The organism is Arthrobacter sp. 'calajunan', from assembly GCF_046940185.1.
GTDB lineage: Bacteria > Actinomycetota > Actinomycetes > Actinomycetales > Micrococcaceae > Glutamicibacter > Glutamicibacter soli.
Genome location: NZ_JBKZDY010000002.1, coordinates 452,114 through 468,122, shown reverse-complemented (window position 1 = coordinate 468,122; position 16,009 = coordinate 452,114). Strand labels below are relative to the sequence as shown.

At 59.1% G+C, this 16,009-nt stretch carries 15 protein-coding genes and 1 riboswitch; of the genes, 7 read left to right on the top strand and 8 right to left on the bottom strand.

Translation table 11 applies throughout. The annotated features are described in order from the left end of the window. Window positions 1–15 precede the first annotated feature (15 nt). Together RF641_RS04695 and RF641_RS04690 are read right to left on the bottom strand one after the other, a co-directional pair. The gene (locus RF641_RS04695; protein WP_424572625.1) at window positions 16–1,056 is read right to left on the bottom strand and encodes a methionine synthase; all 1,041 of its coding nucleotides are present in this window, start codon (window positions 1,054–1,056) and stop codon (window positions 16–18) included. A gap of 37 nt (window positions 1,057–1,093) precedes the next feature. After that, the gene (locus RF641_RS04690; RefSeq protein ID WP_424572664.1) at window positions 1,094–2,086 is read right to left on the bottom strand and encodes a putative oxygenase MesX; all 993 of its coding nucleotides are present in this window, start codon (window positions 2,084–2,086) and stop codon (window positions 1,094–1,096) included. A gap of 122 nt (window positions 2,087–2,208) precedes the next feature. Between RF641_RS04690 and RF641_RS04685 the strand changes: the two genes are divergently transcribed. The 4 genes from RF641_RS04685 to RF641_RS04670 all read left to right on the top strand — a co-directional run bounded on the left by RF641_RS04685 (window position 2,209) and on the right by RF641_RS04670 (window position 6,613). Further along, the gene (locus RF641_RS04685) at window positions 2,209–3,150 is read left to right on the top strand and encodes a LysR family transcriptional regulator (protein WP_424572624.1); all 942 of its coding nucleotides are present in this window, start codon (window positions 2,209–2,211) and stop codon (window positions 3,148–3,150) included. A gap of 221 nt (window positions 3,151–3,371) precedes the next feature. After that, window positions 3,372–3,462, top strand: a riboswitch (SAM riboswitch). A 140-nt stretch (window positions 3,463–3,602) separates the two neighbouring features. Then, window positions 3,603–4,919 (top strand): O-acetylhomoserine aminocarboxypropyltransferase/cysteine synthase family protein, encoded by a 1,317-nt coding sequence (locus RF641_RS04680; RefSeq protein WP_424572623.1) that lies wholly within the window; start codon window positions 3,603–3,605, stop codon window positions 4,917–4,919. Further along, window positions 4,916–6,121, top strand: a complete 1,206-nt coding sequence (locus RF641_RS04675) for a cystathionine gamma-synthase (protein ID WP_424572622.1) — start codon at window positions 4,916–4,918, stop codon at window positions 6,119–6,121. Before RF641_RS04680 ends, RF641_RS04675 begins: the two co-directional genes overlap by 4 nt. A 189-nt stretch (window positions 6,122–6,310) precedes the next feature. After that, a complete protein-coding gene (locus tag RF641_RS04670) occupies window positions 6,311–6,613 on the top strand; it encodes a hypothetical protein (protein ID WP_424572621.1) in 303 nt (100 codons plus the stop codon). A 324-nt stretch (window positions 6,614–6,937) separates the two neighbouring features. On the opposite strand, the gene RF641_RS04665 is transcribed toward RF641_RS04670, so the two are convergent. The 3 genes from RF641_RS04665 to RF641_RS04655 form a co-directional block, all read right to left on the bottom strand. Continuing rightward, on the bottom strand, window positions 6,938–7,609 hold the full coding sequence (locus tag RF641_RS04665; RefSeq protein ID WP_424572620.1) for a hypothetical protein: 672 nt from the start codon (window positions 7,607–7,609) through the stop codon (window positions 6,938–6,940). Between the two features lie 13 nt (window positions 7,610–7,622). Beyond that, window positions 7,623–8,648: a restriction endonuclease gene (locus tag RF641_RS04660; protein ID WP_424572619.1), complete on the bottom strand. Its 1,026-nt coding sequence runs from the start codon at window positions 8,646–8,648 to the stop codon at window positions 7,623–7,625. A gap of 237 nt (window positions 8,649–8,885) precedes the next feature. Further along, window positions 8,886–9,950, bottom strand: coding sequence for an HNH endonuclease (locus RF641_RS04655; protein WP_424572618.1), 1,065 nt, complete (start codon window positions 9,948–9,950; stop codon window positions 8,886–8,888). A 356-nt stretch (window positions 9,951–10,306) separates the two neighbouring features. Between RF641_RS04655 and RF641_RS04650 the strand changes: the two genes are divergently transcribed. Beyond that, window positions 10,307–11,517, top strand: a protein-coding gene (locus tag RF641_RS04650) for an IS3 family transposase (RefSeq protein WP_424572617.1) whose coding sequence is annotated in 2 segments (ribosomal slippage) — window positions 10,307–10,553 and window positions 10,553–11,517 — 1,212 coding nt in all. Because the reading frame shifts where the segments join, the coding sequence is not laid out codon by codon here. Between the two features lie 85 nt (window positions 11,518–11,602). Here the strand turns inward: RF641_RS04650 and RF641_RS04645 are convergent. Next, the gene (locus RF641_RS04645) at window positions 11,603–11,857 is read right to left on the bottom strand and encodes a hypothetical protein (RefSeq protein ID WP_424572616.1); all 255 of its coding nucleotides are present in this window, start codon (window positions 11,855–11,857) and stop codon (window positions 11,603–11,605) included. Between the two features lie 474 nt (window positions 11,858–12,331). Beyond that, entirely contained in the window at window positions 12,332–12,997 is a 666-nt protein-coding gene (locus RF641_RS04640; protein WP_424572615.1) for a hypothetical protein, read from the bottom strand. Window positions 12,998–13,889: 892 nt separating this feature from the next. On the opposite strand from RF641_RS04640, the gene RF641_RS04635 reads away from it, so the two are divergent. Both RF641_RS04635 and RF641_RS04630 read left to right on the top strand, forming a co-directional pair. Next, entirely contained in the window at window positions 13,890–14,306 is a 417-nt protein-coding gene (locus tag RF641_RS04635; protein WP_424572614.1) for a DUF4259 domain-containing protein, read from the top strand. A gap of 268 nt (window positions 14,307–14,574) precedes the next feature. Continuing rightward, on the top strand, window positions 14,575–15,432 hold the full coding sequence (locus RF641_RS04630; protein ID WP_424572613.1) for a GyrI-like domain-containing protein: 858 nt from the start codon (window positions 14,575–14,577) through the stop codon (window positions 15,430–15,432). Window positions 15,433–15,452: 20 nt separating this feature from the next. On the opposite strand, the gene RF641_RS04625 is transcribed toward RF641_RS04630, so the two are convergent. After that, entirely contained in the window at window positions 15,453–15,971 is a 519-nt protein-coding gene (locus tag RF641_RS04625) for a gamma carbonic anhydrase family protein (protein ID WP_424572612.1), read from the bottom strand. Between the last annotated feature and the right edge of the window lie 38 nt (window positions 15,972–16,009).

The window sequence follows — 16,009 nt, the reverse complement described above, 5'->3', positions numbered from 1 at the left end:
GCCGCCACTTCGGTTTTAGACGCTTGCGCCGACAAGCTCCTCGCGCAGCACAGCGGCCCCGGCGCTCAGCGCACTGAGCTTGGCCAGCGCCACATCACGCGGGAACGGAGCCATGCCGCAGTTGGTGCTCGGGATGAGCTTGTCGGCATCCACGTACGCCAGCGCCTTGCGCAGGGTTTCTGCCACCTCGTCAGGGGTCTCGATCTGCTGATTTGCTACGTCGATGGCACCGAGCATGACCCGCTTGCCGCGCACCAGCTCCACGACCTCCACCGGGACGTTCGAATGGTGGGACTCAAGCGAAATGGTGTCGATGGAGGAGCGTTGTAGCAGCGGGAAGGACTTCTCGTAGTGGCGCCACTGGGTGCCCAAGGTCGCCTTCCAGTCGTTGTTCGCCTTGATGCCGTAGCCGAAACAAATATGCGCCACGGTCTCCGCCTTCAGACCCTCGCAGGCGCGTTCCAGCGCTGCCACACCCCAGTCGGCCACCTCGTCGAAGAAGACGTTGAACGCCGGCTCGTCGAACTGGATGACATCCACGCCCGCGGCTTCCAGCTCCATGGCTTCCTGGTTCAGGATGGCGGCGAACTCCCAAGCCAGCTTCTCACGGCTGCCGTAGTAGGCGTCGTGCAAGGTGTCCACCATTGTCATCGGGCCGGGCAGCGTCCACTTGATCTGGCGGTCGGTCAGCGTGCGCAGGAACTTCGCATCCTGAACAAACACGGGGGCCTTGCGCTCCACCGCGCCGACCACGCTGGGCACTCTGGCCTCGTAGCGGTCGCGGATCAGCACCGTCTGCTTGTTCTCGAAGTCAACACCTGACAGGTGCTCGATGAAGGTGGTCACGAAGTGCTGGCGGGTCTGCTCGCCGTCGGAAATGATGTCGATTCCGCGCCGGGTTTGCTCCAGTACCGCGGCGCGCATCGCGTCCTGCTTGCCCTCGGCCAGCGCCGCCCCCTCAAGCTTCCATGGCGACCACAGGGTTTCGGTTTCCGAGAGCCAGGAAGGCTTGGGCAGGCTGCCGACGATGGAGGTGGGAAGCAGGGTGTTGGTCATAACTGGTCCTTTGAATTCGTGAGGTGTTCAGGGGCGCTTAGGCGGCGGGGACGGCGTAGCCGGCGGCCCATGCGTCGAGCAGTTCGCGGTTCGGGGTGATGAAGTGTTCTTCGGTGTACCTGCCCTGGCTTGCGCCCAGGCGGGTGCGCTCCTCGCGGTCGTAGGAAACCTGGGTGCGCGAGAAGTCCTGCGCGCCCAAGGAAGGCCGGTAGACCGCTGGGGCGGGGGAGTTCGCGTTGTAGATCTCCGGGCGGTAGATCTTCTGGAAGGTCTCCATGGTGGCAATCGTGCTGGCCAGCTGCAGGTTGGTGTAGTCGTTCAGCAGATTGCCGCGGAAGTAAAAGGCCAGCGGGGCAACGGAGCCGCCAGGCATGAAGTAGCGCACTCTCAGGCCCATCTTCGCAAAGTACTCGTCGGTCAGCGAGTAGTCGTCCTGCTGGTATTCCAGGCCCAGCACCGGGTGGATGTTGCCGGTGCGGCGGTAGGTCTTGGAGGTGGAGACGCTGATGCAGATCACCGGCAGCTGCTCGAAGCGCTGGCGGTAGGCTTCCGAGTCAAGGAAGTGCTGGAAAAGCCGGCCGTGCAGCTCCCCGAAGTCCTCCGGGACCACCGGTTTGCCCGAGGCGTCGGCAGTTGCCGGCAGCAGCACGCTGAAGTCGTAGTCCCGCACATAGGAAGAGAAATTATTGCCCACGATGCCGTGGGTGCTCGTCCCGGTGTAGCGGTCCAGGATGCTGGTGTTCAGCACCTCCAGCAGCGGGAAGTCCTGCGCCCCCTGTGCCGAGTTGAAATGCACATTGGCTGAGATGATTTCCAGCTGGAGCGTGAAGCGCTCGCCGTCCGGATTGTCCCAGTGCATCAGGGAATTCAGGCGCCGGTCGATCATCGTCAGCGCGTTGCCCAGGTTCTCCCGGCGGTTCTCGCCGCGGGCCAGGTTCGCGAAGTTCGTGGTGATGCGCGAGCTCTGGGCAGGGGTGTAGTCCTGGTTGAAGTCAGTGCCGGAAATGCTGAAGGTCAATGCGTCTGCCATGGCGGCCAATCTGTTGGTCATGGGCCTGGACAGGCCTGAATCAAGTGGATGCCTCAATCATGCAGGGCCTTTTTCGATATCGGGTAACTGGGGCTAACTATGGATTGATATAGACTCAGCCTATGGTTCAAAAGGCAAGCGGCCTGACGCTGCAACAGCTTCGCTACTTCACTGCGGTCGCGACCGAGGGATCGATCTCCGCGGCCGCCGACCTGCTCTACGTGGCCCAGCCGAGCATGTCCGCGGCGATGAAGGAGCTCGAAGCCCGCCTGGGGCGCACGCTGCTGGTGCGCTCGGCCAAGGGCGTGACGCTCACTGTCGAGGGTGCTGAGTTCCTGGGCTACGCCCGCCAGGTGCTCGAACAGGTGCAGCTGCTGGAGCATCGCTACCTGGGCCGCCCGCCTTCCCGCCGTCTGCTGGGCATCTCGACCCAGCACTACTCGTTTTCCGTGGATGCGTTCGTGCGCATGGTCCAGGCCAGCGGGGCCGAGGAGTACGAATTCTCGCTGCGAGAGACCCGCACCGAGGAGATCATCGAGGACGTGCGCACGTTGCGCAGCGAAATCGGCATCCTCTACCGCAACGACTTCAACCGCAAGGTCATCGACAAGCTGCTGCGCGAATCCCGGCTGGTGTTCCACCCGCTGTTCCTGGCCGACCCGCACATCTTCATCTCGCGCACCAACCCACTTGCATCCCGCCGGCGCGCCACCCTGGAGGACCTCGAGGACCTGCCGCGGCTGACCTTCGACCAGGGTGCGAACAACTCGTTCTACTTCGCCGAGGAAATCCTCTCCACCCTCTCCAGCAAGCGCGAGATCAGGGTCTCGGACCGTGCGACCATCTTCAACCTCATGATCGGCCTGGGCGGGTACACGATCTCCACCGGCATCATCAGCGACGAGCTGGACCCGTCCATCGTCGCCATCCCGCTGGACATCGACGAGCGGATCGAGATCGGCTGGATCGACCACGCTGCGATTCCGCTGACCGAACAGGCCCAGCGCTACCTTGAGGAAGTGCGCTCGGTGGTCTCCGAGTTCGGTGTGCACCTGATGGGCTGAAACGTCATAATGCGTCTTCATTTCGACCTCACGCGACACATATAAGCCCCTAATCTCCGGAACCCAGCGGTTTTCGCCCCAGTCGACACGTCACAAAGGCCATACGGGGCCATGCCCAGCATGACGAAACCGCGACATATGACGGGCCGCGGCGCTGCATGAAGCGTCGGCCGCACTCCCGCTTGCGCCTGGCGGTGCCGGTGCCCAACCATGGAACTACCTACCCATCAAGAGCGACTAAGAGATCTGGCTCGTCGACGTCGCAGCAACCATCGGGAAACCGAAAGGTGCTAATGCCAGGAACGATGGAGCAGCTCCGAGCCGCGTTATAAACCGCGGCGCTGTGCCTCGTACCGTGATGTCCAGGCCGGCAATCGGCCTGGCACCGGCGGTGCGCGGCACCGTGTTCGGTGCACTCTCTCGTGGATTACACAACGAGAAGGAGTACTGCCATGGCCCAGCCACGAGACCTCGCACAGCAGTCAACCGCGGCGATCCACGCCGGATACACCCCGAGCGGGGACTACCGACCGCTGACCGTGCCGCTGTATTCCTCCGCGGCCTATGAATTTCCCTCGCATGCGGATGCGGTGGAGAAGTTCGCCCTGCGCCAGTCGGGCTTCACCTATTCGCGCACCGGGAACCCCACGGTGTCGGTCTTCGAGCAGCGCGCCGCCGCCCTGGAGGCCGGAGCCTACGCGGTGGCCACCGCCACCGGCCAGGCAGCCGTGGCACTGGCGCTGTTGGCGCTGACACAGGGCCCGAAGCACATCGTGGCCTCCAGCCAGCTGTACGGCGGCACCGTGGACCTGCTCACCGATTCATTCAACGACTTCGGCATCCGCATCAGCTTCGTGGACCCAGACGACCCGGCGGCCTGGGAAGCCGCCATCGAGGAAGACACCCGCGCGTTCTTCCTTGAATCGGTCACCAACCCGCTGTCCACGCTGCCGGACCTGCCTGCGCTCAGCGAGATCGCCCGCCGCCACAACATCCCGGTGGTCGTGGACAACACACTGGCCACCCCTGCGAACTTCCGGCCGCTGCTGCACGGCGCGGACATTGTGGTGCACTCGGCCACCAAGGCCCTGGCCGGCCACGGCCAGGTGCTCGGCGGCGTAGTCGTGGATTCCGGGACTTTCGATTTCTCGGACCCGGTCCGCTGGGCGCAGATCGCCGCGCCGCGGGCCCGCTACGCCGGCACCTCGCTGCTCGAACGCTACGGGGCCGGAGCCTATTCCATGCTGGTGCGTTCCAAGTTCCTGCACGACTTGGGCCCGACCCTGCCGGCGGCCAGCGCCCATGGCATCCTGACCGGCATCGAAACGCTGTCCGTGCGCACCGCCGCGGCGCAGCAAAACCTGCTGCTGTTGGCAAACTTCCTGCAGGCCCACCCCGCGGTGGCGCAGGTGCACCACCCCAGCCGGCCCGGGCACCCGCACTTTGAGCGGGCCAAACGCTTCTTCCCGCGCGGCACCGGCAGCGTGCTGGCGGTGGAACTGCACGACGAGGCCCTGGTCTCCGCGTTCATCGACAGCCTTGAGGTGATTGTGTTGGCCGCCAACATTGGCGACACCCGCACCATGATCGCCCACCCTGCCACCATGACCCACTGTCGGCTCTCCGAAGCGCAGTTGGCCGACGCGGGCCTGAACCGCGCGGTGCTGCGGATCTCGGTAGGGCTGGAAGACCCCGCAGACTTGATCCGCGACCTGGACCGCGCGCTGAACGCGGCCCAGGCCGCGACCCGAGAGGAGAGCTTCGCATGAGCGGCTTCAATACGCTGGCGGTGCACGCCGGCCAGGAAAAGGATCCGCACACCGGTGCGGTGATCCCTCCGATCTACCAGACCAGCACCTTCATCCAGGACGGCATCAACGTGCTGCGTGCAGGCCACGAGTACTCCCGCGGTTCCAACCCGACCCGCAACGGGTTCGAAACCCAGCTCACCGCCCTGGAAGGCGGAGCCGCAGGCTTCTCCTTCGCCTCCGGGATCGCGGCGGAAGACGCGCTGCTGCGGGCGCTGCTCGCCCCGGGCGACCACATCGTGCTGGGCGCCGACGGCTACGGCGGCACCAATCGGCTGATCACCCGCCTGCACCACAAGTGGGGCATCACCGCCAGCGCCGTGGACATCACCAACCTCGACGCGGTGCGCGCAGCACTGCGCCCGAACACCGCGCTGCTGTGGGTGGAAACTCCCTCCAACCCGCTGCTGGGCATCGCTGATCTGGCAGGCTGGGCCTCCGTGGCCGCGGAAGCCGGCGCGCTGCTGGTCGTGGACAATACCTTCGCCACCCCGTACCTGCAGCGCCCGCTGGAATTCGGCGCGCACGCGGTGGTGCACTCGACCACCAAATACATCGGCGGGCACTCGGACGTGCTCGGCGGCGCGGTGATCGTGGGGGAGCACCTGCACCGCGGGCAGTCGCTGGCCGAGGCCGTGGGCTACCAGCAGTTCGCCGGCGGCGCGGTGTCCGGGCCGCAGGACAACTACCTGGCCTCACGCGGGTTGAAGACCCTGGGGCTGCGCATGGAACGTCACTGCGCCACCGCCTCCACGCTGGCCGGATGGCTGGAGGGCCGGCCGGACGTGGCCCGCGTCTACTACCCGGGGCTGCCCGTGCATCCCGGCCACGAGCTGGCCGCCCGCCAGCAGCGCGACTTCGGCGGGATCCTCTCGCTGCAGCTGGCCGACGAGGCAGCGGCCCGCGCCTTCGCGGAGTCCATGGATCTTTTCCAGCTCTCGGTGTCGCTGGGCGGGGTGGAATCGCTGGTCTGCTATCCGCGGGAAATGACCCATGCGTCGCTGATCGGCACCCCGCTGGAAATCCCTGCAAACCTGGTGCGGCTGTCGGTGGGAATCGAGGAAGCCGACGACCTGCTGGGGGACCTGGAACGCGGGCTGGCCGCAGCTGCCAAGGCATCCGAAGCGGGCAGCCTCCAGTATCGGAGCCTGACCACCGCCTGATGCGCCACCGAAGACCGAATGCGGGCCTTCCTCGTTGGAAGGCCCGCATCAACGGTTAATCGTTGGCGCGGCACAAGCGATTCTCACCTGTGGCGCACGTCAGGCAAGGAATACTGGGTTCCGAATGTGATGAGATCCGGTCAGCTTGATCGGGGAACCAAAATGACAACTGCATCCAGGGAGCCGAACATGTCGCAAGATTCAAAGAAAACACTTGGCCTCGCTGGTGCGGTGGCCATGGTCGGTTTGAACATCACCGTGGTGGCCTTCTTTGTCCTGTGGCTGAGTGCCGACAGCGCCGCCATTGGCCGCATGGAATCGGAGTCCAGCATTGATCCGGGCCAGATGCTTCCGAACTCCGAATTGATGTGGTTGGCAGCGCACGGTTCCGTGCTGATGGTCGTGGTTCTGGATGTGCTGGCTGTTGCATGGTTGGTCAAGACGAAAAGTGTCCCGAAGCATGCCGCCAGTATGGAATTGAACGCTGATTAGGCGAGAGACCGCCTGGTTTCGCAAAGCAATGCGGTCGGCAATCCTATGGCAGTGGAACCCCGCACCAATATTTGATTGGGATAATCCAGAATCTGGAATTCTCAAGCTTCGCGACGTGAAACCGGATGATTGACCACTAAGTGAAATGAAGTGATCCAGGACCGGTCGACTGATAATCAGTGGTTCTTGGAAAAGTGAAAACCGCAGGTGAAAAGTAGCTCATTACCTGCGGTTTTCCAGCTTCTGCTCGTCCCGATACCGTGAGTCGAAATACGGCTTCCCGTAATTATTTGTTCGAGGTTTCTGGGCAGCGAGGATGCGTAGTTAGTTCTCTTTGCCGGCTCGTTCATTGAGCCAGATCGCATGATCCAGATGTGTAACGGTCTTGCCGTGGCCGGTTGCTTTGTGGGCTTCGGTGACAACAAGCCGGGCAAGGGCTGGAGTGACACTCAGCCCGAGCATGTGGGTATCGGCGACTCGTTGCACGGCTCGAACGATCCAGGTGTCGGGCTTGACATCGCCGTATCCTAGGAGCATGCCGAGGTAGTGGTAGGTGACTTTCCCGAGACCGTGAACGCCGCAATAAGCGTGTTCATGGTCTGCCTTCAGGTAGTTGAAGTCTTGTGCTGTGTAGACAGGAGGAGCCAGCTCGATTAGATTCTGGGCGACCTGCAGGGCTGCCTGGGCTTTTGATGTCCCGGACGTTTTGCCGCGGCCGAGGATGTCCTCGATATCTGCTGTGCTGAGTTTTAGCAGTTCACGGAGGTCTTGGGCAGCCTCGGGGTAGGTTTCCTTGAATTTCTTGAGGCGTGGAAGCAGCCCTTTGCCATGTTTGGTGGTGTATCGGGCCTGGATCGAATAGATAGCGTCGAGGATCACCATGGGCAGATGGTTGGGCCATCCACCGGCGTAGGCGGTGAGCTGTTCTTCAGTCAGTTGCTGAACGTCGTTGCTAAAGTGCTTGATCAGTTCCGAGTGCGGGGTTTGGGAAGTCATGGTTTCTCCGTGGTCAGGATGCAGTGTCGGCGACGACGAGCAGCGGCGTCAGAGGCATGATGGTTCGCCACCGTTCAGGAAGCGCAGGGTAGTGCTCTAGGACGAGGGAGACAATGTCCTCGCCAGTGATCAGGCGCAGTCCTGGTCGTTGGCGTTCGAGCGCCAGAGCGTCGCGGCTGTAGGTTCCTAGGGTCATGAATACTACGAGTTCGCCGGCACCTTGGACACCGATGAGTTGCTGTACTTCAGGAGCGCCGATCGTGGCGGTCATGCGTTTGCACTGGACTTTGATCAGTGGCGGTTCGACCCCGAGAGGGTCTTTATGAGCGATGACATCCACCCCTCCGTCCTGCGAATAGGCAGTGACCCGCGCTTGGTACCCGAGTGCCCGCAAAAGATCGGCGCTGAACTCCTCGAACTGGCGTGGAGTGATGCGCTCTTGAAGTACTTCAAGGACGAAATCTCGGGTATGGCGTTCGATCCTGGATGCCCGGGGTTCATCGGAAACCTCGTCCTCGGGGGTGTTGCGGGCTGCTGCTTGTTCGACGACCGCGGTGACTTTTTCGATGTCCTCGGTGCGAGTTTTGAGGGCGGCGAGGAACTCGTGCGTGTGCTTGCTGACTTTGAAGAGCGTCAGTGCTGAGCCAATTTCATAGAGTGCTGGTTGGGTGAAAACGGTGCGGGAGAGACCGATTTTCTTCCATTGCACTTTGCGCCGGTGCCGGTGGGTAGGTGCTGTGGAATCGAAATAGTAGTCACTGCTGATGATACCGATGTTAATGGTGCTGTCGGGTTTGTATGGCGCGACAACGATGTCCCCGATCTGCATTTCCTCCCGGAATCGAAAGAGCATGCCAGCCCAGGTGGGGATTGCTTTGTGGCGTTCTTCGGGGATGATGCGGGCGAGCTCGGCTTTGAGTCCTTCGCGACCGCCCGGGATATGCGAGAGATCTGAAATGGTGTCCCAGCTGAGGCTGACGAAGTTCTCCTCAGTCAGTTCGGTGGTGAGGGTGTCGTTATGGAGGCCCCATACCTGCATGTACTGTTCTACTTTCTTGAGTATTGTTTGAGCTCATCGTATGCAATGAACGCGACAAAATAGGGATCGTGGACAATGCATCTTGTCTTGAAGAGACTCGTGTGAAGAATTTGGACGGGCGAAATCCGTTGTCCTGGGGTTTCAGCGCGTGAGCAATTCTGAAATCTCATGACTCGGGAGCCCGCTGTCCCTAGGCACGCAGCTGGTGACAGGCTACCGTCTGTCTGCTTGTCAAGGTTAGAATTCCTCGATTCCTTCCTGCCAGATCGCATTGTCGTCTGCGTCGAGATGGAAGAACTGGCTGTCGAAGGCCTTGTGATGATTGGGACACATCAGCCGCCCGTTCTCTACGGTCGGCAAACCACCCTCAGCGTCGGCGATCAGATGCGCGGCTTCGAGAATCGCGATCTCGTCTAGGCCACAGACGATGCACTCGGGCTCGTAGTGCGCCAGGAGCAACGTCCGGAAACGTCGTTGATGGCTACGGTGTTTCGCCAGATAGTACTTATAGTCCTTTTCGATTGGCTTAGCGGAATGAGGCTTGACGGCAGCTAACGCAATTTGTTCGGTGTGGTCTTGCCATAGAGCTTCGAGGTCGTCTGCTTGTGTTGGTTCGAGCCGGATTCCTCCTGACATGAATGCCTTAGGGAAATCTGGGACATGAACTTGGATTGTTTCCCAGGACAACAGGTCTTCGGGGTCAAGTAGTGCGTCCCAGGAGACATCGACGTAGTTTGCGTCATCATCTCTGGTCTCATCGAAGTGAGGATGCTGCTCGATTTCGCTGGCTGCGTGACCGGAGGCGATTAGACCGCGGTTCTTCGATCCGACGTGGAACATGTAGATCCGGTCGCCGGAGAAGATGCCTTGTCTGCGTGGTCCTGTGCTCCATGAGAATGGGACTGAAGCACCCGATTGGATTTGGTGCTGAAGATCTTGGAATTCTTCCTTCTCCAAGGTGTAGTGGTTGGGATTCCAGAGCACTTCGAACGCAGCGCCTTCGCGAATCGACTCTGAGACGTTGAGCTGCGGCGTGATATCGAACCCGAGGTCCATGAGGGTTTTCGCCGCTCCATGGAGTCCGCCCGTGAACTGGTTGCGTTCCAAGAGGGCGCCGGTTTGGATGAGATGAGCGACGCCGGCGATAGCCTTAGAATCATAGGTGCGGCCGTCACGTAGTAGCCAGTAAGATTTGGCGGGGCCGAAGCCGTACTTGGCCAGGAAGTTTTCTCGTCCCATCTGGTCGAATAGGTCCAGGGCTTGATGGACGGCGACAGGGTCGGTGAGATCTTTGAGGGTCATTGCGGTGTCCTTGATCTAAGAATCGCGAGTTGAACGGGCACGCTGGCTTTTGCCGGTTGTCTGAAGCGTTGTAGCGTTTAGCTCTGGGATGATCGGTTGAATTGTTGGTGGTGCCAGCCTCGGCGTCATCTAGAGCGAGACTGCCCAGGCGTTCCTAGTGAGATTGAGTGCGAGCCGTACTCGGAGGACGTTCGGCGCAGATTTTCAGGTGCACGTTGCGCTTTGAATAACCCATCAAAGTTACCTGATTAGACCCAACTCTAGTTTTTCCGTTAATGCTATCTAAGCACCTCAGGCCGACAGAATAGTGAGCTGTCATGATGTTGTGAGACACGCGTTCATAGGAGAATGAGTGCATGTCCAAACGTCAGAAGTTCACCCCGGAGTTCCGAGCCGAAGCAGTCGAACTAGTGATCTCCTCCCAGAAGAGCCTGGTCGAAGTTGCAGCATCCCTGGGCATCAACGAAGGAACCCTGGGCAACTGGGTCCGCGCTTACCGCACCGAGCACCCCGAAGCGGAAACCGAGGAACGCGGACCGGTGGAATGGGCCCAGTACGAGAAGCTACGCAAGGAACTGCTGGAGGTGAAACGGGAGAACGACTTTTTAAAAGATGTCAGCGCCTATTTCGCCTCGAACAGCAAGAAATAAGCGCAGTCTTCACCTTCATCAAAGCCCATACCGGCCAGTACCCGGTGAAGTGGATGTGCCAGAAACTGCAGGTTTCCAGGGCATCCTATTACCGGTGGCTAAACCCCTGCGAGGAGCTGATCGCAGCCCAAGCACTGCGCAGGCGCCGCACCGAACTGATCCACACCGAATTCGAAGCATCCAACCAGGTTGCTGGGGCCGGGCAACTGGTGGACCTGCTCCGCAACAACCATGAGGAACAGATCGCGAAGTCTACGGTCCTCTCGATTATGAAAGACCTGGGAATCCAGGCCAAGCGGATGAGTGCGTTCAAAACAACGACGGTACGTGACCACCAAGCTCGAACAGCGCATATCAAGAACCATATGGTCGACAAGCTCGGCCGGCGGGACTTCCGCTCTTACCGGCCTGGGGCGAAGCTGGTTGGCGATATCACCTACCTGCGCACCGGAGAAGGCTGGCTGTACTTGGCGACGGTCATCGATTTGTATTCGCGTCAGATCGTGGGCTGGTCAATGGGCGAGAACATGCAAACTCAGCTGGTCATCGACGCCATGGAGCTTGCCGCGTCGCGGGGCTTTATCCAGCCTGGCAGCGTGTTCCACTCGGACCGGGGAACGCAGTACACCTCGGACGCGTTCCAGGGGTGGTGCGCTGCCCACGGCGTGCGGCAATCGATGGGGCGCACCGGGGTGTGCTGGGATAATTCCGTGGCCGAGTCGACGTTCTCGACCATCAAGAACGAAATGTATCATCACCGGGCATTTACCAGCAGGGTGGCAGCGCGGACCGCGGTGATGGAATACATCGAAGTTTGGTACAACCGGAAACGACCGCATACAGCTAATGGAGGGCTCAACCCCCAAGCAGTTCTGGACTCGTGTTGGGAAAGGAATTTTCTGGCCCTTGCGGCTTGAGAATAGTTAGAAAAGATCAAAGATCGTGTCTCAGAAACTTGACCAGCTCATAGGTATTCCAGCGTGGGTGTAAAGAAGCCGAATATTATTGGGTTTTTGCCCATTGATTCTTCGGTAGAGGGTAGCGGGGGACCTGCCCAAAACATTGGTGACTTGTGTTGCCGGTCTGCCTGCCCTTGACGAGTTTAGCTGCGGCCCAGATTTGGAAGTCGGTGAAGGTGCGGTGACGTCCACCTAGGTCGCCGCCGGTTGTACGCCGTTTGATGACGGAATCACTGTTGCTTTCAGGTTTGATCTCCACCTCCATTTGAGCGAGGGCGGCCATGACGGTGAAGACCATGCGTCCATGGGAGTTTTGGTATCGACGTCGCCGCCCAGATTCAGCACCCGTAGCATGAAATTGCGTTCACGTAAGTTTTAGGCCATTTCGATCATTTTCTGGGTGGAGCGCCCGAGCCTGTCCATGGTCGATATAGAGGTCATCGAGTTGGAGTCTGGCGGCGTGGATGTCTTGGATTTCCCGGTCTGCATGTTGGACTCGGGTTGATACACGGGTATATCCAATCAGTTTGCTGCTCATCGAACCTTCGAAATCATCTCGTAACTATTCGAAATCATCTCGTAACTAATGGTGTCGGGTAAGTTCTATATCATGAGCTGCGATACATAGAAGCGAGAATTTCAGAACGTTGATTTTCCGTGGATTTCTCATTGGCGACTTGCGCCAGATGAGACGTCGTGCAACCTATGGGTTGCAAGACGAGGCCCCGAGCTCGATAAGACGCTTCAACAAGCAAGTTAGAGGCGGAAATTGTCAATCTAAGTAGGGATCTTCGAGATCTAAGTCGAGCGAATCAAACTCCTCGTCTAGGTTGTTTGCACATACGCCGGTAAGTGTAAATTGACTAACCTCTATTGGAAGTCTGATCTGGGTTTTGATACGAAATTTGGTGTCGGTGTCACTGCCTGTGCACATGTACTCTGTCTCATTTACTCCGTTTCTGTACTGCTTGCTCATGCGTAAGCAATCAATGTCGCGATAGTGAGTTAGTTCGATAACCCATTCTTTACCTACTCGCTTAAGACTTGTAACTTCAATGAATTTCCGTCCATCGTGAGCCCAAGATGAGGAGCTCTCGATTAGATTCTGACTTCTCGCTATGAGGATCTCTGTTGCTTGCTTCACGAATACTGGATCGGGGTTATGCGTTTCCAGAGCTACTTGAAGCAATGTCCGGTTGTAGTCTCCATATTCGTTCCGCACAGGATAGTATCCGGCGTAGATTTTGCAAATTTTTTCAATGGACTCTTCGTCGGAGATCGGTGACGAAGAAAAGACTTGAGCAACCCCATATGATCCCGGTTTTACGAAGCGCCCTTTGAAGTTTTCGGCTCGACGTATCCACTTTGGACGTTGAATGCATTCGGTTAGGACGACTGCTTCAATGAATTCTGCGGAGACATCGTTAGTCTCCGCCACTGTTCGAATTTTCCTCAGCAGAGATTCGCCTAAGTCATCGAGAGCTAGTTTGATGCGCTTAGCGAGACTGTCTTCAAATTTTCCTAACGTTCGCGCTAAGACGACAACGAGTCCAACAAACAAACTCGTCCATATTGCTTGGAGCAACTCGTTTGGTTGTGGCAGAAGTGGTTTCCAAAGTAACCATGTTGAGGACGCTAGGAGAGATGCCAGAACTATGAAAAGCAACGATGACGAAAACATAGCTAGATATCGCGGCCGGTTGCGGGAAGTCTTAACTAATTTACGCAGTATTGAAGGTCGCAAGTTCGTCATGCAGGTATGTAGTACCGCGCAGACCGTAAGAGATAACGCCATATTGCCGCCGCTAGAATTTGCTATGGAAGCTACGAGCGCAGAGACTACGTACATTGGAATAAATCTCATTGCCACGTATATCCAGACGTTGCGCTGAGAAGCAGAATCGGCAACGGTCTTCATATCTGAATAGTTCGTCGGCCAATCGCTCTTTAAGAGTCGAAACGACAAATATAGTAAGAGTGACCCAAAAGCTCCGATCGCAAGGCTTGCGAGAAATGTAACCATAGCTGAACTTTCTATCTGGATAGCTTTGAGTTGCGTTCGCAACGCATCAATACTCGCGAATATAGCTTATTTTCAGTACATAATTTGTAGCATTGAGTTGTACGACAAAACTCCTATTGAAATCTGTTTAATTTTCAACTGTTCGGATCCGGGGCCAGGACTAGGCTAGGAGGGATGCTACTTTTAAAATCATCTAGAATCTCTGCCGCCATGCATGCGGTCCTCGCTCAGTATTCTGAAGCCCACGTGGGAGAAACTCAACTAGACCGGTCCTCGGTCGAGCAAATCGAATTAGGAGAAATCGTATATGGGTGTTTGGGATGTCTCGGTCTTCGGTAACGATGATGCTGCCGACTTTGGATACGAGTTTGATGACGGCGCTACCGTGGCTGAAATCGCGTCGGTGATCGAGGAAGCGTTGGATGCAGTCCTTAGTTCGACGGCCGAGATTGAAGAATCCGCCGGGGCTATAGGCTTGGTTGCCGCTGCCCTCGTTGTTGCCTGGGAAGAACCGGAGATGCTTAAAGATGATGAAGACTATGCGCCTCAGCCGTGGCCAAGGAGCGCGGATCCATTGCCTGAACATCTTGTGGCCAAGGCTGCGACCGTACTTGACCGGATGAAGAAGGAGGAGGGGAATGAGCTAGCGGAATTGTGGTCGGAATCGGGACAATCAGCTGATTTTGTCGCCGAAATCGAGCGCTGGCGTTCCCGCTTGTCCTGAGCTGTATGCATCTCGGGCGGCTCCCGCGGCAGGTTCGTGAGTGAGTTTTTCTTGTCGTCCTGATCGGTGACGAAAACGATGAGTTAGAGGGAACTGGTGGGCACTGGGTAAGCTCCCAATGCCCACTACGTTCTCATTGTTTAGCCCGTTATCCGGCGATCGGCGATCGTCGGGATTGTAGTCTTCGGCCCACCTGACCTGAACAAACCGCAAAAGTCGGGCGCGACTGTGCTTCCCCTCGGGATAGTGGATGGTGAAGGGTGGGAACATGATCGGAATTCTGAATCGACTCATGGAGCAGATCGAGCACCACCTCGATGCCGAGATCGATTTTGGCCAGTTGCTCGATGGCTCTGGCACTACGGTCTACCTCGTGCGACGCATGTTCTCTTCGCTGGCAGGAATGCCGCTGTCCGAGTACGTGCGCCGTCGGCGCATAACGATGGCGGCTGCAGACCTGCTGGAAAGCCAGGACCTGCTGGGTCTTGCCGTGCGCTACGGCTCGGCAGAGGCTTTCGGCCGGGCGTTTCGTGCGGTGCACGGTGCGGGCCCAGGCGATGTCCGCCGTGAGGGCGGCCCCCTTCGAAGCCAACCAATACTCAGGTTCAGCCTGACCGTTGAAGGGAGTGTCCCCATGGATGCCCGAATTGTTGAACGTCCGGAATTCAAGCTGGTGGGCCACGCTGCCCGTGTGCCGTTGATCCATGAAGGGGTCAACCCGCAGATCCAGGCCCATATCACCTCGTTGCCGCTGGCCGAACATGCCAGGCTCAAGGAATTGGGCAATACCGAGCCGGCAGGCCTGCTCCAGGTCAGCGCGGAGGTGGATGCCGACTACCGGGAAGGATCTGAACTGACATACCTGCACGGTGTCGCGATGCTGGATGGGCCCGAGCCGGAGGACCTGGATACCATCACGGTTCCCGCCGGGACCTGGGCGGTGTTCCGCACGTCGGGTCCTTACCCTGCGGCCCTGCAGAAAGTCTGGGCTTCCACCGCTACGCAGTGGTTCCCCTCGAATCCGTGGCTGCTGCGCGAGGGGCCGTCCATGGTGGCGGTGCTTGAGCGGTCCGAGGACTTCAGCACCGCCACCTGCGAGCTGTGGCTGCCCGTGGAACGCGGGTAGGGCAGTCGGCCCGCAACGGATCAGGAGTTGGCGACCAGGTGCTTGGCGGCCAGGCCAAGGTAGGTGTCGGCGTTCTTCTTCAGTCCGGCGACCTCTTCGTCGGTCAGTTCGCGTCGCACCTTGGCCGGGACGCCTGCCACCAGCGAGCGCGGCGGAACCTGGGTGCCTTCAAGCACCAGGGCGCCGGCGGCCACCAGAGACTGCTCGCCGATGACCGAGCCGTTCATGATGGTGGCGCTCATGCCCACCAGGCAGCCGTCGCCCACGGCGGCTCCATGGACCACTGCGCTGTGCCCGACGGACACCCCTGCGCCCACGGTGCAGGGGTATCCGGTGTCGGCGTGCAGCACCACGTTGTCCTGCAGGTTGCTGCCTTCGCCGACGCGGATCGGCGCCGAGTCTCCGCGCACGGAAACGCCGTAGAACGCACTGGAACGATCGCCCATCACCACATCGCCGCTCAAGGTGGCGGTAGGGGCGGTGAAAACATCCTGGCCGACCTGCGGGGTATGGCTGTCGATGGTAATAATGTGAGTCATGGCACCACTGTAATAGGGGTGGATAGGACCCTGCGACT

Excerpts from the sequence above, each read along its gene's own strand:
- RF641_RS04695 (WP_424572625.1), bottom strand. The coding sequence starts at position 1,056 with ATGACCAACACCCTGCTTCCCACCTCCATCGTCGGCAGCCTGCCCAAG.
- RF641_RS04690 (WP_424572664.1), bottom strand. The coding sequence starts at position 2,086 with ATGGCAGACGCATTGACCTTCAGCATTTCCGGCACTGACTTCAACCAG.
- RF641_RS04685 (WP_424572624.1), top strand. The coding sequence starts at position 2,209 with ATGGTTCAAAAGGCAAGCGGCCTGACGCTGCAACAGCTTCGCTACTTC.
- RF641_RS04680 (WP_424572623.1), top strand. The coding sequence starts at position 3,603 with ATGGCCCAGCCACGAGACCTCGCACAGCAGTCAACCGCGGCGATCCAC.
- RF641_RS04675 (WP_424572622.1), top strand. The coding sequence starts at position 4,916 with ATGAGCGGCTTCAATACGCTGGCGGTGCACGCCGGCCAGGAAAAGGAT.
- RF641_RS04670 (WP_424572621.1), top strand. The coding sequence starts at position 6,311 with ATGTCGCAAGATTCAAAGAAAACACTTGGCCTCGCTGGTGCGGTGGCC.
- RF641_RS04665 (WP_424572620.1), bottom strand. The coding sequence starts at position 7,609 with ATGACTTCCCAAACCCCGCACTCGGAACTGATCAAGCACTTTAGCAAC.
- RF641_RS04660 (WP_424572619.1), bottom strand. The coding sequence starts at position 8,648 with ATGCAGGTATGGGGCCTCCATAACGACACCCTCACCACCGAACTGACT.
- RF641_RS04655 (WP_424572618.1), bottom strand. The coding sequence starts at position 9,950 with ATGACCCTCAAAGATCTCACCGACCCTGTCGCCGTCCATCAAGCCCTG.
- RF641_RS04645 (WP_424572616.1), bottom strand. The coding sequence starts at position 11,857 with ATGGTCTTCACCGTCATGGCCGCCCTCGCTCAAATGGAGGTGGAGATC.
- RF641_RS04635 (WP_424572614.1), top strand. The coding sequence starts at position 13,890 with ATGGGTGTTTGGGATGTCTCGGTCTTCGGTAACGATGATGCTGCCGAC.
- RF641_RS04630 (WP_424572613.1), top strand. The coding sequence starts at position 14,575 with ATGATCGGAATTCTGAATCGACTCATGGAGCAGATCGAGCACCACCTC.
- RF641_RS04625 (WP_424572612.1), bottom strand. The coding sequence starts at position 15,971 with ATGACTCACATTATTACCATCGACAGCCATACCCCGCAGGTCGGCCAG.